At 69.9% G+C, this 24,130-nt stretch carries 21 protein-coding genes and 1 pseudogene; 4 read left to right on the top strand and 18 right to left on the bottom strand.

Annotation, left to right across the window (positions count from 1 at the left end):
- The 7 genes from O7631_RS08965 to O7631_RS08935 all read right to left on the bottom strand — a co-directional run bounded on the left by O7631_RS08965 (position 1) and on the right by O7631_RS08935 (position 8,751).
- Entirely contained in the window at positions 1-1,377 is a 1,377-nt protein-coding gene (locus tag O7631_RS08965; RefSeq protein WP_278143835.1) for an ABC transporter permease, read from the bottom strand.
- Positions 1,374-2,948, bottom strand: coding sequence for an ABC transporter ATP-binding protein (locus tag O7631_RS08960; RefSeq protein WP_347403539.1), 1,575 nt, complete (start codon positions 2,946-2,948; stop codon positions 1,374-1,376). Before O7631_RS08960 ends, O7631_RS08965 begins: the two co-directional genes overlap by 4 nt.
- Before the next feature lie 249 nt (positions 2,949-3,197).
- Positions 3,198-4,265: a BMP family ABC transporter substrate-binding protein gene (locus O7631_RS08955; protein WP_278147888.1), complete on the bottom strand. Its 1,068-nt coding sequence runs from the start codon at positions 4,263-4,265 to the stop codon at positions 3,198-3,200.
- 278 nt (positions 4,266-4,543) lie between these two features.
- Complete coding sequence (locus O7631_RS08950) at positions 4,544-4,885, bottom strand: hypothetical protein (RefSeq protein WP_145786243.1); 342 nt, start codon at positions 4,883-4,885, stop codon at positions 4,544-4,546.
- Between the two features lie 67 nt (positions 4,886-4,952).
- Entirely contained in the window at positions 4,953-5,816 is an 864-nt protein-coding gene (locus tag O7631_RS08945; RefSeq protein WP_278147887.1) for a sugar ABC transporter permease, read from the bottom strand.
- A 44-nt stretch (positions 5,817-5,860) separates the two neighbouring features.
- Positions 5,861-7,501, bottom strand: a complete 1,641-nt coding sequence (locus O7631_RS08940) for an ABC transporter permease subunit (protein ID WP_278143834.1) — start codon at positions 7,499-7,501, stop codon at positions 5,861-5,863.
- Complete coding sequence (locus O7631_RS08935) at positions 7,501-8,751, bottom strand: maltose ABC transporter substrate-binding protein (protein ID WP_278143833.1); 1,251 nt, start codon at positions 8,749-8,751, stop codon at positions 7,501-7,503. The genes O7631_RS08940 and O7631_RS08935 overlap by 1 nt, the downstream gene beginning before the upstream one ends.
- 198 nt (positions 8,752-8,949) lie before the next feature.
- Here O7631_RS08935 and O7631_RS08930 point away from each other — a divergent pair, with 198 nt between their 5' ends.
- Complete coding sequence (locus tag O7631_RS08930) at positions 8,950-10,035, top strand: LacI family DNA-binding transcriptional regulator (RefSeq protein WP_278143832.1); 1,086 nt, start codon at positions 8,950-8,952, stop codon at positions 10,033-10,035.
- Between the two features lie 149 nt (positions 10,036-10,184).
- Complete coding sequence (locus O7631_RS08925) at positions 10,185-11,819, top strand: glycoside hydrolase family 13 protein (protein ID WP_278143831.1); 1,635 nt, start codon at positions 10,185-10,187, stop codon at positions 11,817-11,819.
- 154 nt (positions 11,820-11,973) lie between these two features.
- Here the strand turns inward: O7631_RS08925 and O7631_RS08920 are convergent, their stop codons facing one another.
- The 6 genes and pseudogenes from O7631_RS08920 to O7631_RS08895 form a co-directional block, all read right to left on the bottom strand.
- Positions 11,974-12,411: a hypothetical protein gene (locus O7631_RS08920; protein ID WP_269681201.1), complete on the bottom strand. Its 438-nt coding sequence runs from the start codon at positions 12,409-12,411 to the stop codon at positions 11,974-11,976.
- An 81-nt stretch (positions 12,412-12,492) separates the two neighbouring features.
- On the bottom strand, positions 12,493-12,879 hold the full coding sequence (locus O7631_RS08915; protein ID WP_088986419.1) for a GntR family transcriptional regulator: 387 nt from the start codon (positions 12,877-12,879) through the stop codon (positions 12,493-12,495).
- A complete protein-coding gene (locus O7631_RS08910) occupies positions 12,879-13,805 on the bottom strand; it encodes a YhjD/YihY/BrkB family envelope integrity protein (RefSeq protein WP_088986420.1) in 927 nt (308 codons plus the stop codon). The genes O7631_RS08915 and O7631_RS08910 overlap by 1 nt, the downstream gene beginning before the upstream one ends.
- Before the next feature lie 81 nt (positions 13,806-13,886).
- Entirely contained in the window at positions 13,887-14,456 is a 570-nt protein-coding gene (locus O7631_RS08905) for a 2'-5' RNA ligase family protein (RefSeq protein WP_278143830.1), read from the bottom strand.
- 24 nt (positions 14,457-14,480) lie between these two features.
- Positions 14,481-15,506 (bottom strand): tryptophan--tRNA ligase, encoded by a 1,026-nt coding sequence (gene trpS / locus O7631_RS08900; protein WP_088986421.1) that lies wholly within the window; start codon positions 15,504-15,506, stop codon positions 14,481-14,483.
- Between the two features lie 216 nt (positions 15,507-15,722).
- Positions 15,723-16,697, bottom strand: a pseudogene (locus tag O7631_RS08895) (hemolysin family protein); the annotation flags it as partial.
- A gap of 196 nt (positions 16,698-16,893) precedes the next feature.
- Here O7631_RS08895 and galE point away from each other — a divergent pair.
- Positions 16,894-17,877, top strand: a complete 984-nt coding sequence (galE, locus tag O7631_RS08890) for a UDP-glucose 4-epimerase GalE (RefSeq protein WP_278143829.1) — start codon at positions 16,894-16,896, stop codon at positions 17,875-17,877.
- Positions 17,874-19,043 (top strand): galactokinase, encoded by a 1,170-nt coding sequence (galK, locus tag O7631_RS08885; protein ID WP_278143828.1) that lies wholly within the window; start codon positions 17,874-17,876, stop codon positions 19,041-19,043. Before galE ends, galK begins: the two co-directional genes overlap by 4 nt.
- Positions 19,044-19,178: 135 nt before the next feature.
- On the opposite strand, the gene O7631_RS08880 is transcribed toward galK, so the two are convergent.
- The 5 genes from O7631_RS08880 to O7631_RS08860 form a co-directional block, all read right to left on the bottom strand.
- Positions 19,179-20,501: a GTP-binding protein gene (locus tag O7631_RS08880; protein ID WP_278143827.1), complete on the bottom strand. Its 1,323-nt coding sequence runs from the start codon at positions 20,499-20,501 to the stop codon at positions 19,179-19,181.
- Positions 20,501-21,412 carry a sulfate adenylyltransferase subunit CysD gene (gene cysD, locus O7631_RS08875; RefSeq protein WP_269681206.1) on the bottom strand — a complete coding sequence of 304 codons (912 nt, stop codon included), beginning with the start codon at positions 21,410-21,412 and terminating at the stop codon, positions 20,501-20,503. Before cysD ends, O7631_RS08880 begins: the two co-directional genes overlap by 1 nt.
- A 75-nt stretch (positions 21,413-21,487) precedes the next feature.
- Positions 21,488-22,318 carry an inositol monophosphatase family protein gene (locus O7631_RS08870; protein WP_088986426.1) on the bottom strand — a complete coding sequence of 277 codons (831 nt, stop codon included), beginning with the start codon at positions 22,316-22,318 and terminating at the stop codon, positions 21,488-21,490.
- A 179-nt stretch (positions 22,319-22,497) separates the two neighbouring features.
- Positions 22,498-23,088, bottom strand: a complete 591-nt coding sequence (gene pth / locus O7631_RS08865) for an aminoacyl-tRNA hydrolase (RefSeq protein WP_278143826.1) — start codon at positions 23,086-23,088, stop codon at positions 22,498-22,500.
- Between the two features lie 93 nt (positions 23,089-23,181).
- Positions 23,182-23,877 (bottom strand): 50S ribosomal protein L25/general stress protein Ctc, encoded by a 696-nt coding sequence (locus tag O7631_RS08860; protein WP_278143825.1) that lies wholly within the window; start codon positions 23,875-23,877, stop codon positions 23,182-23,184.
- Positions 23,878-24,130 lie beyond the last annotated feature (253 nt).

Raw genomic sequence — 24,130 nt, 5'->3', positions numbered from 1 at the left:
TTACCAGCCCTTCGCCAGGCTCGTCTGCAACCGGGCGGCACGTGCGGCCCGGAGCTGGAAGATCGCCTTCACCAGGGCCGGCGCGGCGATGAAGATGACGATCAGCGCCTGGAGCACCGTCACCAGCTCCAGTGAGATCCCGGAGTACGACTGCATCCGGTTGCCACCGGCCTGCAACGCCCCGAACAGCAGCGCGGCCAGCAGGACCCCCCAGGGCTTCACCCGTCCGAGTAGCGCCACCAGGATGCCGTCGAAGCCGATCTGCGCGACCACCAGCGGGGTCAACGCGCTGGCGGTGGAGCCGAGCACCATGTTCGAGCCGCCGAGACCGGCCAGGATGCCGGCGAAGACCATGATCAGGATGTACGTCCGCGTGACGCTGATGCCGGCGGTGCGTGCGGCGTCGGGGTTGGCGCCGACCGCCCGCAGCTCGAAGCCGAGGGTCGAGCGGTTCAGCAGCCAGGCGACCGCCCAGGTGGCCAGCACGGCGAGCAGGATGCCGGCGTGCACCCGCAGGTTGTCGCCGAGCAGTCGGGGCAGCTGGGCGGAGGTGTCGACCGCCTTGCTGATCGCGTCGGTACGGGTCGGGTCCTGCACGCCGTTCTGCACGATCAGCCAGGTGAGGAAGTACGTGGCGACGTAGTTGAGCATGATCGTGTTGATCACCTCGTGCGCGCCGGCGCGGGCCTTGAGGATGCCGGGGATGAACCCCCAGATCGCTCCGCCCAGCGCGCCGGCCAGCACCGCCACCAGCAGGTGCAGGCCGGGCGGCAGCGGCAGCAGGAAGCCGGCCAGCGCCGCCATGATCACGCCGATCGTGGCCTGACCCTGCGCGCCGATGTTGAACAGGCCGCCCCGGAAGGCCAGCGCCACCGACAGACCGGTGAAGACCAGCGGCGCGGCATAGGTGAGCGTCTCCGAGATCGGCGCGAGCACGGGCTGCCACCCGTTGGTGCCGTTCAACCAGCCGGTGAACGCCTCGGGGTCGAAGACCGAGCCCTTGAACAGGTTCGCGTACGCCTCGCTGACCAACGTCCAGCTGGAGGTGATCGCGTCCGACGGGCGCGAGGTGATGTACGAGTACGTGGACAGCACCGCCGGATCAGAGATGATCATCAGCACCGCGCCGACCACGATCGCCAGCACCAGCGACAGCAACGTCACAGTGAAGGTGTTGGCCGCCCAGAGGTTGTCCAGGAACAAACGGCCCAGGCTCGGCTTCGGCTCCGGACCCTGCTCCGGCTTCGCGGCGGAGCGGTCCGGCTGCGTCGCCACCTCGGCCCGTTCGGTGTTGCCGAGCGCGTTGTGCGCGGCCTGCGCCTCGCTCGCCGGCTCCTTGTCCGGGGAGCCCGACTGCGGGTTGGAAGGGTTGGTCATGCCTTGTCCTCGCTCGCGGAGCCTGCGTCGCTCGCCGGGTGCCCGTCTGCCGCGTCGGGCTCGCTGTCGGCGGCCGATGCGTCGGGCTCGTCGGCGGCGGGTGCCGCGACGGCCTCGTGTGCGGCGTCCGGGCTGATGCCGGCCATCAACAGGCCGATCTCCTCGCGCGGAGTGTCCGGACCGACGATGCCGATGATCCGACCGCGGTACATCACAGCGATCCGGTCGGCCAGACCGATGACCTCGTCGAGTTCGCTGGAGACCACCATGACGGCGGTGCCGATGTCCCGCTCGTGGATGATCTGGCTGTGGATGAACTCGATCGACCCGACGTCGACGCCACGGGTCGGCTGGGCGGCGATGAAGAGCTTCAGTGGCCGGGACAGCTCCCGGGCCACGATCACCTTCTGCTGGTTGCCGCCGGAGAGGGTGCCCACCGCCGCGTCGGCCGATGAGGTGCGGACGTCGAACTGCTCGATCCGCTCCTTCGCGGAGGCCGCGATCGCGTCTGGCTTGAGCGCGAGCCCGGCACCGAACGGCGGACGGTCGTAGATGTCCAGCACCAGGTTCTCCGCGACGCTGAACTCCTTGACCAGGCCGTCCACGCTGCGGTCCTCGGGCACGTAACCGACGCCCGCCCGGAGCACCTTCTTGGGCTTCCAACCGTCGATCCGGTCGCCGGCCAGGCTGACCGTGCCGGCGAGCACCGGCCGCAGACCCATGATCGCCTCGATCAGCTCGGTCTGGCCGTTGCCCTGCACGCCGGCGACGCCGAGCACCTCACCCGCGCGCACTGTCAGGTCCACCCCGTCGACCGCGCGGATCTGCCGGTCGTCGTCGACGACCAGGCCGGCCACCTCCAACACCGGCTCGCCCGGGGTGGCCGTGGCCTTGTCCACGGTGAGCCGGACGTTGCGCCCGACCATCAGCGCGGCCAACTCGTCGCGGCTGGCCTCCGGTGAGGCGGTGCCGACGGTCTTGCCGCGTCGGATCACCGTGATCCGGTCGGCGATGGCCTTGACCTCGCCGAGCTTGTGGGTGATGAAGACGATCGACTTGCCGGCCGCCTTGAGCGACCGCATGACCGTCAGCAGTTCCTCGGTCTCCTGAGGGGTCAGCACCGCGGTCGGCTCGTCCAGGATGAGCAGGTCGACGTCGCGGGTGAGCGCCTTGACGATCTCGACTCGCTGCTGGATGCCGACCGGCAGGTCCTCGATCACCGCATCCGGGTCGACCCGCAGGTTGTAGCGCTCGGACACCTCGGCGACCTCGCGCCGGGCGCGCCGCCGGTCCAGGAAACCGGCGATGCCGCCCCGGGTCTGCTCGGCGCCGAGCATGATGTTCTCGGCGACGGTGAAGACCGGCACCAGCATGAAGTGCTGGTGCACCATGCCGATCCCGGCGCCGATCGCGTCGGACGGGCCCTTCAGCTTCAGCGGCTTGCCGTCGACCAGGATCTCGCCCTCGTCGGGCTGGTAGAGCCCGTAGAGCACGTTCATCAGGGTCGACTTGCCCGCGCCGTTCTCGCCGAGCAGGGCGTGAATCTCTCCAGGCTCCACCGTCAGGTCGATGTGGTCGTTGGCGACCAGATCACCGAACCGCTTGGTGATGCCGCGCAGTTCGAGTCTCAGCGCAACCTCCTGGAGTGCGAGCGATGGTGCAGCCTAGCTGCCGTCAACCCGGCCGGAACGGCCCGGCCGACGTGGTGCGCGATCGGCCGCTCCGACCCCACGGTCACCCGCAGGGCCGAAGCGGCCGATCGGTCGTACCTGTCCCCGCCGACCCCCACCGATGATCTCACCGGAGGGGCCGGCCGGTTGTCACTTGGTCGGCTGGGCCTTCGAGGTGACGGTGATGGTGCCGGCGGCGATGTCCGCCTTGATCTTGTCGACCTCGGCCTTCAGCTCGGCCGGAACCTTGCTGTCGAAGTCGTGGTACGGAGCGATCGAGACACCGTTGTTGGCCAGCGTGCCGACGAAGCCCGGCTTGGCCGGCAGCTTGTCGCCGGCGGCGGCCTTGACCACAGCCTCCTTGACGGCCTCCGGGATGTTCTTGACCACCGTGGTGATGATCGCGGAGCAGTCCGGGGTGCTCTCGCAGCCGTCGACGTCCACCCAGATGGTGTTGTACTTGCCGCCCGAGGCCTTGGCCGCGGCGGTGGTGCCGAGGCCGGAGCCGCCGGCGACCGGCATGATGATGTCCGCGCCCTGGGCGACCAGCGCGTCGGAGACCTTCTTGCCCTCGTCCTGCTTGGCGAAGTCGTTGGTGAAGGAGCCCTTCTGGGTCTCCTTGTTCCAGCCCAGCGCCTGGACGTTCTTCTTCTTGGTGGTGTTGTAGTACGCCACCCCGTCGACGAAGCCGTCCATGAAGATGGTGACCGGCGGGATCGGCAGCGCGCCGTAGGTGGCCACCTTGCCGGACTTACTCATCCCGGCGGCCAGGTAACCGGCCTGGAACGCGGCCTGGGCGGTGTCGAACTGCATCGGGTAGACGTTGGCGTCACCCGGGTTCGCGTCGACGATGCCGAACTCCTGGTTCGGGTTCGCCTTGGCGATCTTCGAGGTGGCGTTGGCCATCAGGCCACCGACCGCGAGGATGAAGTTGCACTTCTGGTTGACGTACTGCGTCAGGTTCGGCTCGTAGTCGGCCTCGGCCTTCGACGCGACGAACTTGATGTCGATGTTGTCGTTGGCGGCCTTGGCCTCCTGCAGACCCTTCCAGGCTGAGGCGTTGAACGACTTGTCGTCGATGCCGCCGACGTCGGTCACCATGCAGGCGCTGAACTTCTTGGCGCCACTGCCGGCGTTGTTGTCATCCTCGGGGGCCTCGCCACAAGCGGCGGCGGTGAGCGCGAGCCCACCCACCGCGATAATCGAGGCGATCCGCATCCCACGCACCGAGCGCAAGACGTCTCCTTCCCATTGCTCACCGCGCCTTGTGCGGTGGCAGCCCATCAGCCGGCCTGCGGGTGTGCCGCCGGCTGTCCCACGTTACGGACGGGAGCGTACGCCCGCGCCCACCCACCGGCCGACAATCGTGCACGACTGTTGAGCGCCTGTTACCCGGGTGTAACCCTTGCGTGGGGCACGTCACTCTTCGTGCTGGTAAGCAAGCGCCTGGGCGTCCGCAACGTCCGTTTTTCGGGGGGCGGCCCCCTCCCCGGACGTTACCGCCAAAAGACCGCGACCGCCGCGTTGACCAGGGTCAGGCCGACGATTGCCAGGAAGTGGCCGCGGTTCACCGCGTCCCGCTTCCGGGAGAAGAAGACCATGACGAAGATCAGCAGAGCGATGACCAGCTTCGTCACAAGTTTCGCCGGCGCCGGTTCGTCTCCGTCGCGGAGCGGGGCGGAGAGTCCGAGCCCGGTCAACAGCTGGATCGCCGCCCCCCAGAGCATGGCCTGGTTGATCCGGATCGGACCGCTGACGTACTGGGCGATCGAGCCGCCGAGCAGCAGAGCGAAGCCGATCAGATGGACATAGAGGAGGATTAGTCGAAGTGCTTCCACGCCGCTCATCCTCTCCTATGAACGACGGTTTGTAGTAGTGGGGTCGACCGGTCGGCGCGTCGACGACTCATCCCTTGACCGCGCCGGAGGTGAGGCCGGAGACGATGAAGCGCTGGAGGAACTGGAACACCAGCACGGTGGGGATCGCGGTGAGCAGGGTGCCGGCGGCGAAGATCCCGAAATTGGTGTTCCGCTCGCCGCCCTGCAACATGCCGCGCATGCCGACCGCGAGGGTCTTGGCGTCGGTGTCGGTGAGGAAGACACTCGCCATCAGGAACTCGTTGATGGTGTTGATGAAGGCGAGCAGCCCGGTGACCGCGAGGATCGGCGCCACCAACGGCAGCATGATCCGGAAGAAGACCTGGGCGTGCGAGGCGCCATCCATGGTGGCCGACTCGTCCAACTCCCGGGGCAGGGTGTCGAAGAAGCCCTTCATCAGCCAGGTGTTCACGCCCAGCGCGCCACCCATGTAGAGCAGCATCAAGCCCCACGAGGTGTTGAAACCGATGGCCGGCCACAGATCGGTGATCGTGCCGAAGATCAGGAAGATCGCCACGATCGCCAGGAACTGCGGGAACATCTGGATCAACAGCAGCGACAGCAGCCCCACCCGTCGCCCCTGAAACCGCATCCGGGAGAAGGCGTACGCCGCGAGCGCGGAGAGGAAGACCGAGGCGAACGACGCGCCTCCTGCGATGAGCAGCGAGTTCAGGAACCAGTTGGCGAATTCGGTGCGCGCGAACAGATCCCCGAAGTTCTCGAACGACACCCCGCCGGTCGGCACCAACTCGGTGGAGGACAGGGTGCCGAGCGGATTGAGCGCCGCCGAGACGACGAACACGAGCGGAAAGAGACTGAACAGTACGCCGAGCAGGCCGACCAGGTGCCGCCAGCCGACCTGGGCGAACCAGCGGTTCCTCCGTCTCCCCATGATGTGGTTGACCGCCGCCGTGCGGTCCGCGCCGGTGAGCGTGGTCACGAGTACACCTCTTCCTGCTGGCGGGTCCGCCGGAAGCTGACCGCCGAGACCACCGCGACGATGGTGAAGATGAACAGTGAGATCGCCGCGGCGAAGCCGAACTGCGCGGCCTGCCCGCCGAACGCCAGCCGGTACGTGTAGGTGATCAGCAGGTCGGTGGCACCGTTGCTGGGGTTGTCCGCCGGGAACGGCGCCCCCTCGGTGGTCAGGTAGATCGCATTGAAGTTGTTGAAGTTGAACGCGAACGACGAGATCAGCAGGGGCGAGAGCGCGACCAGCAGCAGCGGCAGGGTGACCGCCCGGAACGACTGCCAGGGCGACGCCCCGTCGACCGAGGTGGCCTCGGTCAACTCCCGTGGGATGGCCTGTAGCGCGCCGGTGGCCACCAGGAACATGTACGGGTAGCCGAGCCAGAGCTGCACCAGGATCACCGCGGCGCGGGCCGACCAGTCCTGCCCGAACCAGTCGACCCCGAGCCCGAACAGGTTGTTGATCAGCCCGAAGTCGGTGTTGAACATGTCCCGCCAGACCAGCAGCATCGCGAAGGACGGCATGGCGTACGGCAGGATCAGCAACATCCGGTAGAGGTTCGTGCCCCGCATCCGGGGCGAGTGCAGCGCCAGCGCGATCAGCATGCCGAGGATGAACGTGCCGCCGGTGGAGCCGATCGCGAAGGCGAAGTTCCAGACCAGCGTGGCGAGGAACGGCCCGGCGATCCGCTCGTCGGTGAGCACCCGGGTGAAGTTGGACAACCCGACGTTCACCTTCCAGCCCTGGGCCAGCCGCTCACCGTCGGCGGAGACGAACGCGCCGACGTCGCCGTCCGCGGTCCACGTCTGGCCGGTGTCGCTGTCCTTCACACAGTCGCAGCCCGCGTCGTACGCTCGGACGGCCTTGCCCTCGTACGCCCGGGACAGGCCGGACGAGCGCAGCGCGCCGCCGGCGGTCGGCACCACCAGGTCGGTGACGTCCTTGCTGCGGGCGCTGGCCTGGCCGACGTTGAGCACGGTGTAGCCGTCGGCCGCGGTGACCTTCCCGCCGAGGGCGACGGTGGCCGCGCCGGGATCGAGTGGGCGCAGACCCCGAGCGTCTCCGACGGAGACCGCACCGGTCTGCGGGTCGGTGATCAGGAAGACCAGGGCACCGGTGGCCGGGTCGCCAGTGGTGGCGACCGTCATCGGGTACTGGGTGGAACCCGGGACCTGCTTCACCGAGGAGCTCTGGATCGCGACGATCGCGTCGTCCTTGCTGCCCCGGTGCCCGTCGCCGAAGTTGGTGAAGGCCGTGCTCGCGGTGTAGAGCACCGGCACGATCTGGAAGGCGATCAGGAAGAGCGTGCCCGGGACGAGGTACTTCGCCGGGACGTGCCGACGGCCCAGGTAGAGATAGAACAGCGTGGCAGTGGTCAGCACCAGCACGGCCAGACCGACCCACTGCTCAGCCTCCACCAGCGGGAAGGCCGCCCAGATCGCGGTCCCGGCCACCAGGCCGAGCAGGATCACCTTCGCCGCGAGGCCGGTTACGGTGATCGGCGCGTGGTTCCGCGCGGTACGGGACGTGCGCGGGGACCCGGTGCGGACGGGCCCCCGGCCCGGGGCCTGCTGGGCAGACCCCGGGCCGGACAGCGGTGTGCTCATTACTTGATCGAGCCGGCGATCGTCTTGCCGGCCGCGGTGACCGTGCTGGTCGGGTCGGCGCCGCCGATGACAGCGGCCTCGGCCTTGCCGAACGGGTCCCAGATCGCGGCCATGGCCGGGATGGCCGGGAGCACCTGACCGTTCTTGCCGGCCTCGATGAACTTGGCCAGGTCCGGATCGTTGCCCTTGACCTGGTCCAGCGCGGCGGTCAGCGCCGGCGGGCGCGGGTCGGCCTGGTAGAGCGCCACGGCCAGTTCCGGCTTGGCGACGTAGTTGACGACGAACTCCTGGGCGAGGGCCTTGTTCTTACCCTTCGCGGCCACGTAGAAGGACTGCACGCCCACGAACGGCGCGGCCGCCTTGCCACCGGCGAAGCCGGGAACGGCGGAGACGTCGTACGTGATGCCGGCCTTCTTCACATCGGCGGTCGCCCACGGCCCGGAGACCAGGAAGGCGCACTTCTTGCCGGTGAAGGTGGCGGTCGAGTTGGTGTCGGCGATCGAGCGCTTCAAGACGCCCTCGCCCTTCTCGCCGAGCGCGGCGATCTTCTTGAACGCTTCGATCGACTCCGGCTTACCCACACCCAGGTCCTTCGGGTCGTAGTCGCCGTTCGCGGTGGTGCCGAAGAGGTAACCGCCGGCCGAGGCGTACAGCGGGTAGATGTGGTACGCGTCGCCCTTCTGGCCGACCTGCAGGCACAGCGTCTCGGTGACCTTCTTCTGCGCCTTGAGCTGCTTGCCGGTGGCGACCAGCTCCTCGATCGTCGCGGGCGCATCGGGGGCCAGCTCGGTGTTGCGGATCAGCGCCAGGTTCTCCTGCGCGTACGGCACGCCGTAGAGCTGGCCGTTGAAGGTGACGGCCTTGATGGCGGTCTCGTTGAAGGCGGCCTTCTGCTCGTCGGGCAGCTGTACCGGCTCGATGGCACCGTTCTGGACCAGGTTGCCGATCCAGTCGTGTGCGCCGATCACCACGTCCGGGCCGCCGCCCTGGCTCGACACGGTCACGAAGTTGTTCTGGAGGTCCTCGTTCGGGACGGCCTGCACCTCGACGGTGACGCCGTTCTCCTGTCCGAACTTCTCGGCGAACGGCTTGAGGGCGGCGGTCCGCTTGTCGTCGGCCCAGATCACCAGATTGCCGCCGGCGGCCTTGGGGGTTTCCTTCGTGGCCGGCTCGTCGCTGTCACCACCGCAGCCGGAGGCGGCAAGCGCCAAGCCGAGAACGGCAACCACACCCGCGGTACGGATGCGCATCGGTACTCCTGTCGTCATGGCGGGTTCGCCGGGGGAAGGGCGACCCGCCAGTGGAACCGCTGGAATTTCTTACTGATCAGCGCAGAGACCCTGCGCTGCTGCTCTCGCATGTTGCGGGCACGTTAGCAAGAGGTTGCAGGTTTTGGAAGAGCTTGCAAAGGTCGCCGCAAGAACTTGCCCGTGGGCTAAAGTGCCGCCATGCGCGCTCGACTGTCCGACATCGCCCAACAGGCCGAAGTCAGCGAGGCCACGGTGTCGCGGGTGCTCAACGATCGCCCCGGCGTTGCCCCGGAGACCCGACAGGCCGTCCTCACCGCCCTCGACGTTCTCGGCTACGAGCGCCCGGCACGGCTGCGCAAGCGCAGCGCCGGGCTGGTCGGTCTGGTCGTGCCGGAGCTGGACAACCCGATCTTCCCCGCATTCGCACAGGTCATCGAATCGACCCTGGCGCAGAGTGGGTTCACCCCTGTGCTCTGCACCCAGACCGCCGGCGGCGTCACTGAGGACGAGTACGTGGAGATGCTGCTGGACCGGCAGGTCTCCGGGATCGTGTTCGTCTCCGGTCTGCACGCCGACACCGCCGCCAGCCACGACCGCTACCGGGCGCTGATTGCTCGGCCACTGCCGGTTGTGATGATCAACGGGTACGTGCCGGGCATTGGCGCGCCCTTCGTGTCCTGCGACGACCGGGAGGCCGCCGAGTTGGCCGTGGCCCACCTCGTCGCACTCGGGCATCGCAGGATCGGCCTGATCACCGGCCCGGACCGGTTCGTGCCGGTGCAGCGCAAGGTAGCCGGATGGCGTGCGGCGATGACCCGGCTGGCCGGCGTCGCCGAGGTCGATCTCGGCCCGCTCGCCGAGCTGACGCTGTTCGGTGTGGAGGGTGGCAAGGCGGCGGCCGGGCGCCTGCTCGACCGCGGCGTCACCGGCCTGGTCTGCGGCTCCGACCTGATGGCTCTCGGTGCGATCCGGGCTGCCCGGCAGCGTGGCCTCAGGGTTCCCGAAGACCTCTCCGTCGTCGGCTACGACGACTCGCCGCTGATCGCCTTCACCGATCCGCCACTGACCACCGTGCGGCAGCCGGTCACCGCGATGGCGGTGGCCGCCGTCCGAGCCCTCGTGGACGAGATCAACGGCCACGCCGCCCCCCACTCGGAGTACCTGTTCCGTCCGGAGCTGGTGGTGCGCGGTTCCACGGCGGTCGCGCCCGCTGGCGCGCACGTCGGTGCGGGCACCTCGAATCCGCACCGGCCCGGCACGTCGGCGTTGGTCATTCCCGCCTGAGCGGCGCTATCGCCAGCATTCCTTGCGCAAGATCTGCTTGACTCTTGCAGTGCCGTGCGGGCATATTGCTCAAGCACCCAGCGGGTAACCGACCGCACCGCAGCGTGTGCCCATTCACCGCCGGCTCGAGACACACGGGAACGCCACCGATGACCGTCAGCACCACCGCCCCGCCCCGCACTGACGACGACTGGTGGCGCTCCGCGGTCGTCTACCAGGTCTACGTGCGCAGCTTCGCCGACAGCAACGGCGACGGCATCGGTGACCTGCAGGGCATCCGGCAGCGCCTGCCGTACCTGCACGACCTCGGAGTGGACGCCCTCTGGCTGACCCCCTTCTACACCTCGCCGATGATCGACGGCGGCTACGACGTCGCCGACTACCGCGACGTCGACCCGATGTTCGGCGCCCTCGCCGACTTCGACGCGATGATCGGCGACGCGCACGCCCTCGGGCTGCGGATCATCATCGATCTGGTGCCCAACCACACCTCCAGCGCACACCGATGGTTCACCGCCGCCCTCGCCGCCGGCCCCGGTTCACCGGAACGGACCCGCTACCTCTTCGCCGAAGGCCGGGGCGAGCACGGCGAGCTGCCCCCGAACGACTGGGAGAGCATCTTCGGCGGCCCTGCCTGGACCCGGGTCGCGGACGGTGAGTGGTACCTGCACCTGTTCGACCCGGCCCAGCCGGACCTGAACTGGCGTCACCCGGAGGTCCGCGCCGAGTTCGAGGACGTACTGCGGTTCTGGCTGGACCGGGGCGTGGACGGTTTCCGCGTCGACGTGGCCCACGGCATGATCAAGGCCGAGGGGTTGCCGGACGTCGGTTTCAGCACCATGACCACCGGCCAGCGTCAGGTCGAACTGCTCGGAAAGGGCCGCCTGCCCTACTTCGACCAGGACGAGGTACACGAGATCTACCGCGCCTGGCGGCCCATCCTGGACAGCTACCCGGGCGGTCGGATGGCGGTCGCCGAGGCGTGGGCCGAGACCCCGCAACGCCTGGCCCGCTACATCGGCCCGGACGAGCTGCACCAGGCGTTCAGCTTCGACTTCCTCGACGCCACCTGGTCGGCCGACTCGTTCCGCAAGGTGATCGACACCGCCATGTCCGAGTCGGCAGTGGTCGGTGCACCCACCACGTGGGTGCTGTCCAACCACGACAAGCAGCGGCACGTCACCCGCTACGGCGACGGCGCCCAAGGGTTGCGCCGAGCACGCGGGGCCAGCCTCCTGATGCTCGCCCTGCCCGGCTGCGCCTACCTCTACCAGGGCGAGGAACTGGGCCTGCCCGAGGTCCTCGACCTGCCCGACGAGATGCGCCAGGACCCCGCGTTCCTGCGTACCGGCGAGAGCCGCGACGGGTGTCGCGTGCCGATCCCGTGGAGCGGTGAACTGGCCCCGTACGGCTTCGGACCGGCCGGCAGCGAGCTGAGCTGGCTTCCGGCCCCGGCGACCTGGCAGGCCATCTCCGTCACCGCGCAGACCGGCGTGCCGGGCTCGACGCTGGAGCTGTACCGCGCCGCGCTGCGCATCCGGCGTGCACATCCCGCGCTGGCTGGCGACACATCAGGTGTGACCTGGCTTCAGAGCGACCCGGACGTGCTGGCCTTCTCCCGCACGGCCGGTGAAACCGTACTGACCTGCATCGTCAACCTCAGCGGCGCGCCGGTCCCGATCGACGGATACGGCGAGCCGATCGTCGCCAGCGAGTCGCTCGCCGAGCAGGGTGCCGGTCTTCTGCTGCCCGTCGACGCGGCAGCCTGGTTGGAACGACGCTGAGCGGGTAACTCGTTCTCGACCTGGTCGTCCGTCGTGCCCCGCGCCGACGGGCGACTGGGCTACCGGCCCCTTGTGGTGGGGGGCGAGGTGGTACCGGCGCCACGCGGATTCGACTCCGCGTGGCGCCGGTGTCCGTCCACGCCCGTCCGGGCCGTCACTTCGCGGTGAGCAGGGCGGCGATCCGGGTGAATCCGGCGCGCACCTCGGCCTCGTTCGGCGGTTCGGCGGGCTCGCCGTGCCCCGCCTCGTCGGCGGCGGCGTCCAACTCCTCGTCGATCACGTCCTCGAAGTCACCGTAGAGGTCAGCCCCCTCCACCTGACGGGCCTCGTCCTCCGCGGCGACCTGCGCGGCGGCGATCTCACTGCGGATCTCGTCTGCCGACAGCGCCGGCAGCAGCGGCTCCACCACTGCCATCAACTGCTCCTCGGCGACCACCGCCTCGGCCAACGCCAGCGCGTGCGGCCGCTCGTACGGCCCGCAGACCACCGGCTCCCACTCGTCTAGGTCACCGAGTGGACCGAAGGTGATGATCCACGGCAGGCCGAGGAGCGGTGAGTCCCCCGGCAGGTCCAGTGTCATGAGTGCGCCCACCGGCTCATCATGGTCCGCGAACACGGTTCACGATGCCTTTCGGCGCAGTTACCGCCCGTCCGGCGGCCTATCCGTGGTCGGTCAGCCAGGGCGGGCGGCGTCCAGGGCCGCACGGACCAGAGCGAGCGCGGTGGCCGGCGCCACGCCGAGCCGAGCCGCCTCGGCCGCGTACCCGGCGGCAGCCCGCTGCAACCTGTCGACGGCGTCGTCCCGGCCGGGCGCGACGAAGGTGCCGTTGCGCCCACGGGTCTCCAGCAGCCCCGCGGCCTCCAACTCCCGGTACGCCCGGGCGACAGTGTTCGCGGCCAGTCGCAGGTCGGCGGCGAGTTGCCGGACGGTGGGGAGTCGACTGCCCACCGGCAACCGGCCGTCACCGATCAGCTCGGCGAGCTGCCCGCGTACCTGCTCGTACGGGGGCACCGACGAGTCCGGGTCGACCGAGATCAGCACCTCTGCACCTTCCGTCATCAGCCCGCACCGCCCGGCGTACCCGGATCGGTGTCCTCGTCCACGTCCCTCGGCGGGGCGGCGGCCTCCGCCAGGTCCACCACCCGCCCACTCGATGAGGTCGCGAGGAGCGCCGCGCCGAACAGCACCAACTGGTTGAGCAGGTAGAGGTAGAGCAGCAGACCGACGGCGCCGGCAACCACGGTGTACGCCGGATTGCGTTCGGTGCGCACCACGTAGTACCGCCCGACCGTGTTCAGCAACGTGATGCCGACCGCCACCAGCAACACCACCGGACGCAACCGGGACCTGCTCATCCGCAGCCGGGGCACCGCGACGAGCAACGCGGTGGCGAGCACCGCGTTGACCAGCACGCTGAGCACGGCGCTGATCGTGGTGAGGCCGACCGAACCGGTGCTGCGCAGCAGGAACCGCAGCAGCGACTCCAGCGCGTCCACCGCCGCGACCGATACGCCGAGCAGCACGAAGACGCCGATCATCACGCCCAGGTCGACCAGCCGTCGGATCACCAGGTTGCCCGGCTGTTGGTTGAGCTGGTACATCAACCGCTGCGAGGACCGGATCGCCTCCACCCACCCGATGCCGGTGAAGACCAGGATGACCAGACCGACCACACCGACGGTGTTGCTGGAGTTGGCGATCTGCTGGGCGTCCAGGAACGGCAGGTTGTCCTTGAGGAAGTCGGCGGCCGCCGCGCTGACCTCGTCGTTGTCCTCCAGGATCGCGCCGAAGACGGAGTACGCGACGAGGGCGAGAGCGAACACCGCGAAGAAGCCGTAGTAGGCGATCGCCGCCGCCAGCCTCCCGGCCAGCACCTCGGCGTACAGCGCGCCGGCCCGCCACACGTGGTCGAAGAGCCCCGACCGGTGGCGCGCGGCGCTCACCCAGCGGTCGATGCCCGCCTCGATCCGGCCGATCACGTTCACGCGATCATCCTCGCCGATCTCCCACTGCTGTGGTGGCAACCGGCTCCTGATGCTCGCCGGCCGGCGCGTCGCCGACGGGGGTCAGTCGCCGAGGCGGAAATCCCGACGCGGCTGCCACCGGGCCTGCCCGCTGTGCGAGAACAGGGTGAACGCGTCGACCTCGAACATCGCGGAGAAGTCGGCCAGATCCTCGTACACCTTGTCCAGAGCCTCCGGCGCCACGTCCTGTGCCACGGTGACGTGCGGATGGTACGGGAAGCGCGCCTCGCGATGAAGGCCCGGCGCCGCGGCGATGGCGGCGGCCAGCAACTCGCACTCGCTGATGCCGGCGGCCACCGCGACGAACACCACCTGGGTGACCGGGCGGAACGTGCCGGTGCCCCGCAGGTGCAGTGTGAACGGCAGGTGCGCGGCGGCGACGGCGGCCAGGTGCTGCTCGACCGCGGGTAGGTTGGCCGTCTGGATCTCGGTGGGCCCCAGCAGCGTCACGTGCGCGGGAACGGCGAGCGGGTCGCCGGCCTCAACCCGCCGACGGGTGAGCCGACCACCCCACGGCTCGGGAATGTCCACCGCGATGCCGATCTGGGTGGTGTCACCGGTCGGCGAAACCCCGCCACTGCGATCCACGCTTCGCGCCGCCCCTCCGGCCACCAACCCGCCCACCTGTCCGTGGAGCTACTCGCCGCGGACGGGCGCGAAGAATCCGACCCGCTCGTACGCCGACCGCAGGGTCGTCGCGGCCACCGCGCGGGCCTTCTCCGCACCGCCGGCGAGCAGTTTGTCCAACTGCGCCGGGTCGTCGAGGTAGGTGCGGGTGCGCTCCTGGATCGGCCGGACGAAGTCCGTGACGACCTCGGCCAGCTCCTTCTTCAGGTCGCCGTAGCCGCGGCCGGCGAACGCGGCCACCAGCTCGTCGATGCCGCGCCCGCTGAGCGCCGAGTGGATGGTGAGCAGGTTGGACACACCGGGCTTGGTCTCGGTGTCGAAGACGATCTCCCGACCGGTGTCGGTGACCGCCGACCGGATCTTCTTCGCGGAGCGGGCCGGGTCGTCCAGGAGGTCGATGATGCCGGCCGGTGAGGACGACGACTTGGACATCTTCGCCGTCGGGTCCTGAAGATCGGTGATCTTCGCAGTGTCCTTGACGATGTGCGGCGCGGGCACCGTGAACGTCGGGCCGAACGTCGCGTTGAACCGCTGGGCCAGGTCACGGGAGAGTTCCAGGTGCTGGCGCTGGTCCTCGCCGACCGGCACCGCGTTGGCCTGGTAGAGCAGGATGTCGGCGGCCTGCAGGATCGGGTAGGTGAACAGCCCGACACTCGACCGCTCGTTGCCGTGCTTCTGCGACTTGTCCTTGAACTGGGTCATCCGACTGGCCTCGCCGAAGCCGGTGATGCAGCCGAGCACCCAGGCCAGCTGCGGGTGCTCGGGCACCTGCGACTGCACGAACAGGGTGCTGCGTTCCGGGTCGAGCCCGACCGCGAAGAGCTGGGCGGCGGCCACCCGGCTGCGTTGACGCAGCAGCGCCGGGTCGTGCCCCGCGGTGATGGCGTGCAGGTCCACGACGCAGTAGAAGGCGTCGTGGGTCTCCTGGAGAGCCACCCAGTGCCGGACCGCGCCCAGATAGTTGCCGAGGTGGAACGAGTCGGCCGTCGGCTGGATGCCGGAGAAGACGCGGGGGCGGGCGGGAACGTCGGACATGGCGACAATTCTGTCAGCAAGCGACCGGGTCCGTCATGACGGGCCGGCGGGTCGGCTGCGCCCCGCCGGTGTCGGGCTGCTGACCTCGGGCGCTTCGCCCGCGTCGACCCACCGCGTCGGTCCGACCACAGATCGGCGCTGCTGCCCCGCCATCGACTCCCGCACCTGTCCGGGGCCGACTCCCCGAACGGACTCGCGGCGCTGCTCGGCGTTGTCCTCGCGGCGCTGCTCCGACGGTCGGACGGCGGACACCGCGAGCCGGGCAATCCGGCGGCCGTCCAGTGCGAGCACCCGGAGCAGCCAGCCGCCCGGCGGTCCGGCCGGGTCGGGCTCGGCGACCTCGTCCGGTTCAGCGGGCACCGGCACCTCGTCGCCGACCACCGGCAACCGACCCAGCACGGCCATCACGAACCCCCCGACCGTCTCGTAGGGGCCGGCGGGCAGCGCCACTCCGGTCCGTTCGGCGAAGTCGGCGAGGTTGAGGCGGCCGTCCACCACGGTGGGCAGACCGGCGCGTACGGGGTCCGGAGCGGCGTCGTACTCGTCGTGGATCTCGCCGATCAACTCCTCGATGAGGTCCTCGAGGGTGACGATCCCGGCGGTGCCTCCGTACTCGTCGACCACCACGGCGAGGTGCTGGCCCTCCCGGCGCATCTCGGTCAGCGCGGGTAGCACCCGCTTGCTGCCGGGGAGCCGCTTCACCTCGCGGGCCAACTCACCGACGGTGACGCAGTTGTCGGCGTCCGGCCGCAGCAGCACGTCACGGAGGTGCACGAAGCCGACCACGTCGTCGTGGGTGCCGTCGGTGACCGGGTAACGGGTGTGCGTCTCGGCGCGGACCAGCCGGGCGGCCTCGGCGATGGTCAACCGCGCCGGGAGGAAGACCACCTCCGTGCGCGGCATCATCACCTCGCGGATCAGGCTGGCGCCGGCCACGAGGACCTCGTCGATGATTCGCCGTTCGTCCGGGTCGAGCACCGTGTTCGCCGCGACCAGGTCCCGCAGGTCGGCCTCGGAGATGCGCTCGCGGCCTGCCGCCGGGCCCGCCCCGAGCAGATCGGTGACGAGGCGGGTGGCACCATCGGCGGCGCGGACCAGTACGCGGGCGACGGCTCGGGCGAGCGGACCGGGATCGCGGCGGGGCGGCACCCGCACGCGTCGCCGAAGCCCGGTACGGGCCGCTTCCCGCATGACAGAGATGGTAGACACCGTTCGCTCGTCGCACCGGAGATCGCACGGACAGGGCCGTGAATGTTCGGCTCTGTTTAATCGTGAGAGATTATGGTGAGATAGGGATGCTGGCGGTGTCGGCGACGATGTCGACCACCGCCTTAGGGTGATCACCGAAGGGCCACGTCCCGGGCGGGCCAGGCAGGGAGGCAACGACGTGAAACTGCTCGTCACCGGGGGCGCCGGCTTCATCGGCAGCGTGGTGACCCGGATGCTGCTCGACGCGGGCCACCAGGTGGTCGTTCTGGACGACCTCCGCACCGGGCACCGGGAGGCGCTCGCCCCGGACGCGACCCACGTCGAGGCGCCCATCCACGAGGCCGCCCGCATCGTCACCGCGGACGCCGGCTTCGACGGGGTGCTGCACTTCGCCGCCCTGATCGCCGCCGGCGAGTCGATGGTCAAGCCGGAGCTGTACTGGCAGAACAACACGGTCGGCACGCTCGCCCTGATCGACGCGGTCCGCGCCGCCAGGGTGCCGCGGATGGTCTTCTCCTCCACCGCCGCCGTCTACGGCAACCCCACCGAGCTGCCCATCCCCGAGACGGCGGTCAAGGCACCCACCAACACGTACGGCGCCACCAAACTCGCCGCCGACATGGCGCTCACCTCCGAGGCCGTCGCGCACGGGCTCGCCGCCGTCTCGCTGCGCTACTTCAACGTCGCCGGCGCGCACCTCGACGGTGAGGTCTCGCTGGGTGAACGCCACGACCCGGAGACGCACCTGATCCCGATCGCGCTGGAGGTCGCCGCCGGTCGGCGGGAGAAACTCCAGCTCTTCGGCGACGACTACCCGACCGTCGACGGCACCTGCGTCCGCGACTACATCCACGTCGCCGACCTCGCCCGGGCGCACCTGCTGGCGTTGGACGCCGCGACCGCTGGCCAGCACCGCATCTACAACCTCGGCAACGGCAACGGCTTCAGCAACCGCCAGGTCGTCGACGTGGTCCGCGAGGTCACCGGGCGACCCGTGCCGGTCGAGGTGGCGCCACGCCGCGAGGGCGACCCCGCCGAGTTGGTCGCCTCCTCCGCGCTGGCCCACGACGAGCTGGGCTGGACGCCGCAGAAGCCGACCCTGCACGACATGGTCGGCGACGCCTGGGCCTTCTACGGCAAGCACATCCTGGGGCAGTCATGACCAGCCCGAACGGCGACGTCGTCGCACGGGCCGCCGAGGGTTTCACCAACCAGTACGGCGGCGAGGCGGCCGGCCGCTGGGCGGCTCCCGGCCGGGTGAACCTGATCGGGGAGCACACCGACTACAACGAGGGGTTCGTGCTGCCCTTCGCCCTGCCGCTGCGGACGGTGGTCGCCGCCGACCGGCAGGACGGCGAACAGTGGACGGTCTGGTCCGAGCTCTCCGACGAGACCATCACCTTCGGCGCGGACGACGTCGCCGAGCCAGGACGGGTGACCGGCTGGGGCGCGTACGTCGCCGGGGTGGTCTGGGCGCTCCGCGAGGCGGGCCACCAGGTGCCGGGCGCCCGGCTGGCGATCGCCTCCGACGTTCCACTGGGCTCCGGGCTCTCCTCGTCGGCCGCACTGGAGTCGGCAGTGCTGGCCGCCCTGCTCGACCTCGGTGGGCTGGAGCTGGCCCCGGAGCGGCAGCCCCGGCTGGCACAGCGGGCGGAGAACGTCTACGTCGGTGCGCCGACCGGCATCATGGACCAGTCCGCGGTGATCCGCTGCCGCGCCGGGCACGCCCTCTTCCTGGACTGCCGCGACGAGTCGGTCGAGCACATCCCGTTCGACCTGGACGCCGCCGGGCTGGCGGTTCTGGTCGTCGACAGCCGAGCGCCGCACCGGCACGCGGACGGCGAATACGCTGCCCGCCGCCGCTCCTGCGAGGCCGGGGCGAGCGCCCTCGGCGTCGCCGCGCTGCGGGACGTCGGCGTCGACCAGCTCGACGCCGCGCTGGCACAGCTCGACGACGACGAGACCAGGCGACGGGTCCGGCACGTGGTGACCGAGGACCAGCGTGTGCTGGACACTGTGGCGCTGCTCCGCGCCGCCCGGGTCCGTGACATCGGCCCGCTGCTCACGGCCTCGCACGTCTCGATGCGCGACGACTTCGAGATCACCGTGCCGGAGATCGACACCGCGGTCGAGGCGGCGTTGGCGGCCGGCGCGTTGGGCGCACGGATGACCGGCGGCGGTTTCGGAGGCTGTGTCCTCGCCCTGGTCGAGGTGGACCGCGCCGACGAGGTCGCCGCCGCCGTCCGGGCCGCGTACGCCGAACGAGGCTTCACCACCCCCGGCACCGTGACCGTCCTACCCTCCCCCGGCGCCACCCGCCTCCCCTGACCCTGACCCTGACCCTGACCTGCCGCAGGTGATCAAGAGGTTTGCGTCAGAATTCCGGCTCGAATTGACGCAAACCTCTTGATCACGGGGCGGGCCGGGGCCGGGCGGGAGCCTTGAACCGGGCGGGGGTGGGGGTTAGCCGGCTTCGACGATCATGGCGGCGCCCACCGTGCGGTTGGTGGTCTCGTCGATGATGACGAAACCACCGGTGGTGCGGTTGCGCCGGTATTCGTCGGCCAGCAGCGGCACCGTCGTCCGCAGCCGCACCCGACCGATCTCGTTGAGTCGCAGCTCGTCGGCCGACTCGTCGCGGTGCAGCGAGTTGATGTCCAACCGGTAGTGCAGCCCACGCACGATCGCCCGCGCCGAGCGGGTGGTGTGCTTGATCGCGTACCGACCGCCGACCCGCAGCGGGGCCGTCTCGTCCATCCAGCAGACCATCGCCTCGATGTCCTGGGCGACCGCCGGTGCGTTGTTCGGCCGGCAGATCAGGTCACCCCGGGAGATGTCGATCTCGTCGGCCAGTCGTACCGTCACCGACATCGGCGGGAACGCCTCCGCGACCGGACCGTCGGCGGTCTCCACGGCGGCGATCCGGCTGGTGAAGCCGGACGGCAGCACCATCACCTCGTCACCCGGCTTGAGCACGCCGGAGGCGACCTGGCCGGCGTAGCCGCGGTAGTCGGTCACGGTTGTCGACTGCGGACGGATCACGTACTGCACCGGGAACCGGACGTCGACCAGGTTGCGGTCGCTGGCGATGTGCACCCGCTCCAGGTGGTGCAGCAGCGACGGGCCCTCGTACCACGGCATGTTCTCCGACCGGGCGACGATGTTGTCACCGCGCAGCGCGGAGATCGGCACCACGGTCAGGTCGGGTACGTCGAGTTTCGCGGCGAACGCGGTGAACTCGTCGGCGATCTGCTCGTAGACCTCCTGCGACCAGTCCACCAGGTCCATCTTGTTGACACAGAGGACCAGGTGCGGCACCCGCAGCAGGGAGCACAGGAACGCGTGCCGGCGGGACTGCTCGACCAGGCCCTTGCGCGCGTCCACCAGGATCAACGCCAGGTCGGCGGTGGACGCCCCGGTGACCATGTTCCGGGTGTACTGGATGTGCCCGGGGGTGTCGGCGATGATGAACTTGCGCCGTGGGGTGGCGAAGTAGCGGTACGCCACGTCGATGGTGATGCCCTGCTCCCGTTCGGCACGCAGGCCGTCGGTGAGCAGCGCCAGGTTTGTGTATTCGTCACCGCGGGCGGCGCTGACCGCCTCCACCGCCGCCAACTGGTCGGTGAAGAGCGACTTGGTGTCGTAGAGCAGCCGACCGATCAGGGTCGACTTGCCGTCGTCCACGCTGCCGGCGGTGGCGAACCGCAGCAGGTCCATCGCCCGGGCCTCCGGCCCGGCCCCGGTGGCAGCCCGGTCCTCCGCATTCGCCATGGTCTCGGTGGTCATCAGAAGTAGCCCTCCCGCTTGCGGTCCTCCATGGCGGCCTCGCTGACCCGGTCGTCACCACGGGTGGCGCCGCGCTCGGTGATCCGGGTGGCCGCCACCTCCTCGATGACCTTCTCCACGGTGTCCGCGTCAGAACGGACGGCGGCGGTGCAGGAGGCGTCGCCGACGGTGCGGTAGCGCACCTGCTCCTTGAACCGCTCCTCGCCCGCCCGCGGACGGAAGAACTCGTTGACCGCGTACAGCATGCCGTCCCGCTCGATCACCTCACGCTCGTGCGCATAGTAGATCGAGGGCAGCGGGATGCGTTCCCTGGCGATGTAGTGCCAGACGTCCAGCTCGGTCCAGTTGGACAGCGGGAAGACCCGGATCGACTCGCCGGGGTGGTGCCGGCCGTTGTACAGCGACCACAGTTCCGGCCGCTGGTTCTTCGGGTCCCACTGGCCGAACTCATCACGGAAGCTGAAGACCCGCTCCTTCGCGCGGGCCTTCTCCTCGTCCCGGCGAGCCCCACCGAAGAGCGCGTCGAAGCGGTGCTTCTCCACGGCGTCCAACAGCACCGGCGTCTGGATCCGGTTGCGCATGCCGTCGCCGGACTCCCGGACCATCCCGCTCGCCAGGGCTTCCGGCACGCTCGCGATCACGAGCTGCAACCCCAACTCGGCGACTCGCTGGTCGCGGTATTCCAGAACCTCGGGGAAGTTGTGCCCGGTGTCGACGTGCATGACCGGGAAGGGGATGTTGGCCGGGGCGAAGGCCTTCTGCGCCAGCCGCAGCATGACGATCGAGTCCTTGCCGCCGGAGAAGAGCAGCACCGGGCGTTCCATCTCGGCGACCACCTCGCGCATCACGAAGATGCTCTCCGCCTCGAGGGCGTCCAGGTGGGAGACCCGGTACGCCGCCGGGGTGGTCATGACACCGACTCGATTCGCTCGCTCATCCGATTTCCAGACCTTTCCGGTCGGACATGTCAAGAAAGTGCGCTCAGGCTACCCGGAATGTCTCTGCAGCGCTGCAAGCAACCGGGTGGCGAGATCCTTGCGGCAGACCAGGAGGTCCGGCAGGCGCGGATCCGCCTCGTTGTATCTCAGCGCAGATCCGTCGATCCGGGAAGCGTGTAGTCCGGTGGCCGTCGCCACAGCGACCGGGGCGGCAGAGTCCCACTCGTACTGCCCACCGGCGTGGATGTACGCGTCGACCTCGCCGGTGACCACGGCAGCGATCTTCGCTCCGGCCGAACCCATCGGCACCAGGTGCGCCCCGACGTCCTCGGCCAGGTCGGTGAGGAAGACGGGCGGCCGGCTCCGGCTCGCCGCCAGGCGGATCTTCCGCTCGCCGGCCGTCGCCGCCTCCACGGTCATCGGCGGGTACGCCGGCGGGTAGTCGGTCCCCAGCACCCGGTGCTGCGCCGGCAGGCCGACCGCCCCGGCGACCAGCCCGTGCGGGCTCGGCGCGTTACGCGCCCAGAGCGCCACGTGCACCGCCCAGTCCGAGCGGCCCTCCTCGGAGAACTCCCGGGTGCCGTCCAACGGATCGATGATCCACACCCGGTCGGCGGTCAACCGCGACACCGCCCCGGTGTTCACCTCGGCCGCCCAGGCCAACCGCGAGCCCTCGTCCTCCTCGGAGAGCACGGCGTCGCCCGGTCGCCACTTCGCCAGCTCCGTGCGAATCAGGTCGTGCGACACCTTGTCCCCGGCCGACTTCAGCGCGCCGGAGTCCGCGAAACCCATCTCCGTGCGCAGGTCGAGCAACGCCTGCCCGGCCCGGGACGCCAGCCATCGGGCGAACGCGCCATCGATCATCGGAGGACTGCTCATCTGCCCGCTCCCGTCGCCTCGCCGCGACCCGTGCCCGCACAGGCCGATCCGCCGCGACCCGCGTCGCCGGTCGCGGCCCGCCGAAAGGCGCAGACTACCGGCCCACCGTTTCCGATCCGGTACGCCTCGCCCGGCCAGACCCGGTCAAGAGGCCCCGAGTCGGGCCTTTCGACCCGGTCTCAACTGCCGTGGTACAGGTTCTGTGTGGGCTCCACGCCCTTGACGATCACCGACTCCACCACGTCGGCGGCCCGGTCCACCAGGAAATCCAGCTCCTTACGCTCGGCCGCGCCGAAATCCGACAGCACGTAATCCGCCGGATCCTGCCGCCCCGGCGGTCGGCCGACGCCGAATCGCACCCGCGCGTAGTCCTTCGTGCCCAACGACTTCGACATCGACCGCAGGCCGTTGTGCCCACCCTCGCCGCCGCCGAACTTCACCCGCACCTGGCCGTACGAGATGTCCAGCTCGTCGTGCACCGCGATCACCTGCGCCGCCGGCACCTTGTAGAACTGCGCCAGGGCCGCCACCGGCCCACCGGACAGGTTCATGTACGTCAGTGGCTTCACCAGCACCAGCTTTGGTCCACCGAACCCCAGCCGCGCCTCGGCCACCTCGGCCACCGCCCGCTTGTGCCGCCCGAACCGGGCGCCGACCCGGCCGGCCAGCAGGTCGGCCACCATGAAGCCGACGTTGTGCCGGTTCCCGGCGTACTCCCGACCGGGGTTGCCCAGGCCGACCACCAGCCACGGCCCCGCCTCGTCCGTCACGACCTGTCCCTCCCGACGCCCATCCACCGTCTCCCGATACGCCGACAGGCGCCCCCGACCATCCGGGGACGCCTGTCGCAGAGTACGAACCGATCAGGCTTCGGTGCGCGCCTCGGAGTTCTCGTCGCCCTCGGCGGCCGGGGCGTCCGCGTCCTCGGAGCCCTCGGTGGTCTCGCCGACCTCGGCCTCGGCCTCGTCGGTGGCAACCTCGACCTCGGGCAGCGTCGCCTCGAGCTGCTCGGCGGTGGGGGCGGCGGTCACCGACGCGACGGTGAGGTCGGAGTCGGCGGCCAGCTCGACGCCGGACGGCAGCTCGACGTCACCGGCGGTCACCAGGGTGCCCGCCTCCAGGCCCTCGATCGAGGCCTCGAGGTGGTCCGGAACCTTGGTGGCGTCGGCGGTCACCGAGAGGGTGTCGTGGTCGTGCACGATCAGGGTGTCCCGCGCGGCCTCGCCGGTCAGCTGGACCGGAACCTCGACGGTGACCTTCTCGCCCCGGCGCACCAGGAGCAGGTCGACGTGCTCGAAGGTGTCCCGGATCGGGTCGCGCTGGATCGCCTTCGGCAGCGCCAGCACCTGGGTGCCGTCGGTGATGTCGATCGCGAAGAGCTGGTTGGCACCACCCTTGCGGATCGCGGCGGCGAACTCCCGCGACGGCAGCGCGATGTGCTTGGGCTTCTCGCCGTGGCCGTACAGCACGGCGGGCACCTTGCCGGCCCGGCGGGTACGACGGGCACCACCCTTGCCGAACTCGGTGCGGGGCTCGGCGCTGATCTTTACCTCGGACACGGGGAAACTCCTGATGCTTTTCGCTGCGGCGGCTTGTCGTCTGGCGGTGCTGGGGCGAGGGGCTCGCTGGGGCTCATGCGTCTTGAACGACTGCCCGGAGCACCGCGTCGATGACGGTGCCTCCGTGCGGCGCTTTTCAGCGGCCCGCCGGGCACCCTCGCCGTGGCAACCGCACCAGTCTACCCGAGCTGTTTCCAGGGTTTGCGGCAGTCCCCGTTCACGGCTCCAGACCGGCGCGTCGGTGGTGCTCCCA

Origin of the sequence: Micromonospora sp. WMMD967 (assembly GCF_029626165.1) — a bacterium.
GTDB lineage: Bacteria > Actinomycetota > Actinomycetes > Mycobacteriales > Micromonosporaceae > Micromonospora > Micromonospora taraxaci.
This window is presented reverse-complemented; position numbering and strand designations above follow the sequence as displayed.

Coding starts and splice junctions, on each gene's coding strand:
- O7631_RS08965 (WP_278143835.1), bottom strand. CDS start 1,377: ATGACCAACCCTTCCAACCCGCAGTCGGGCTCCCCGGACAAGGAGCCG.
- O7631_RS08955 (WP_278147888.1), bottom strand. CDS start 4,265: ATGCGGATCGCCTCGATTATCGCGGTGGGTGGGCTCGCGCTCACCGCC.
- O7631_RS08945 (WP_278147887.1), bottom strand. CDS start 5,816: ATGGGGAGACGGAGGAACCGCTGGTTCGCCCAGGTCGGCTGGCGGCAC.
- O7631_RS08940 (WP_278143834.1), bottom strand. CDS start 7,501: ATGAGCACACCGCTGTCCGGCCCGGGGTCTGCCCAGCAGGCCCCGGGC.
- O7631_RS08935 (WP_278143833.1), bottom strand. CDS start 8,751: ATGCGCATCCGTACCGCGGGTGTGGTTGCCGTTCTCGGCTTGGCGCTT.
- O7631_RS08930 (WP_278143832.1), top strand. CDS start 8,950: ATGCGCGCTCGACTGTCCGACATCGCCCAACAGGCCGAAGTCAGCGAG.
- O7631_RS08925 (WP_278143831.1), top strand. CDS start 10,185: ATGACCGTCAGCACCACCGCCCCGCCCCGCACTGACGACGACTGGTGG.
- O7631_RS08915 (WP_088986419.1), bottom strand. CDS start 12,879: ATGACGGAAGGTGCAGAGGTGCTGATCTCGGTCGACCCGGACTCGTCG.
- trpS (WP_088986421.1), bottom strand. CDS start 15,506: ATGTCCGACGTTCCCGCCCGCCCCCGCGTCTTCTCCGGCATCCAGCCG.
- galK (WP_278143828.1), top strand. CDS start 17,874: ATGACCAGCCCGAACGGCGACGTCGTCGCACGGGCCGCCGAGGGTTTC.
- O7631_RS08880 (WP_278143827.1), bottom strand. CDS start 20,501: ATGACCACCGAGACCATGGCGAATGCGGAGGACCGGGCTGCCACCGGG.
- cysD (WP_269681206.1), bottom strand. CDS start 21,412: ATGACCACCCCGGCGGCGTACCGGGTCTCCCACCTGGACGCCCTCGAG.
- O7631_RS08870 (WP_088986426.1), bottom strand. CDS start 22,318: ATGAGCAGTCCTCCGATGATCGATGGCGCGTTCGCCCGATGGCTGGCG.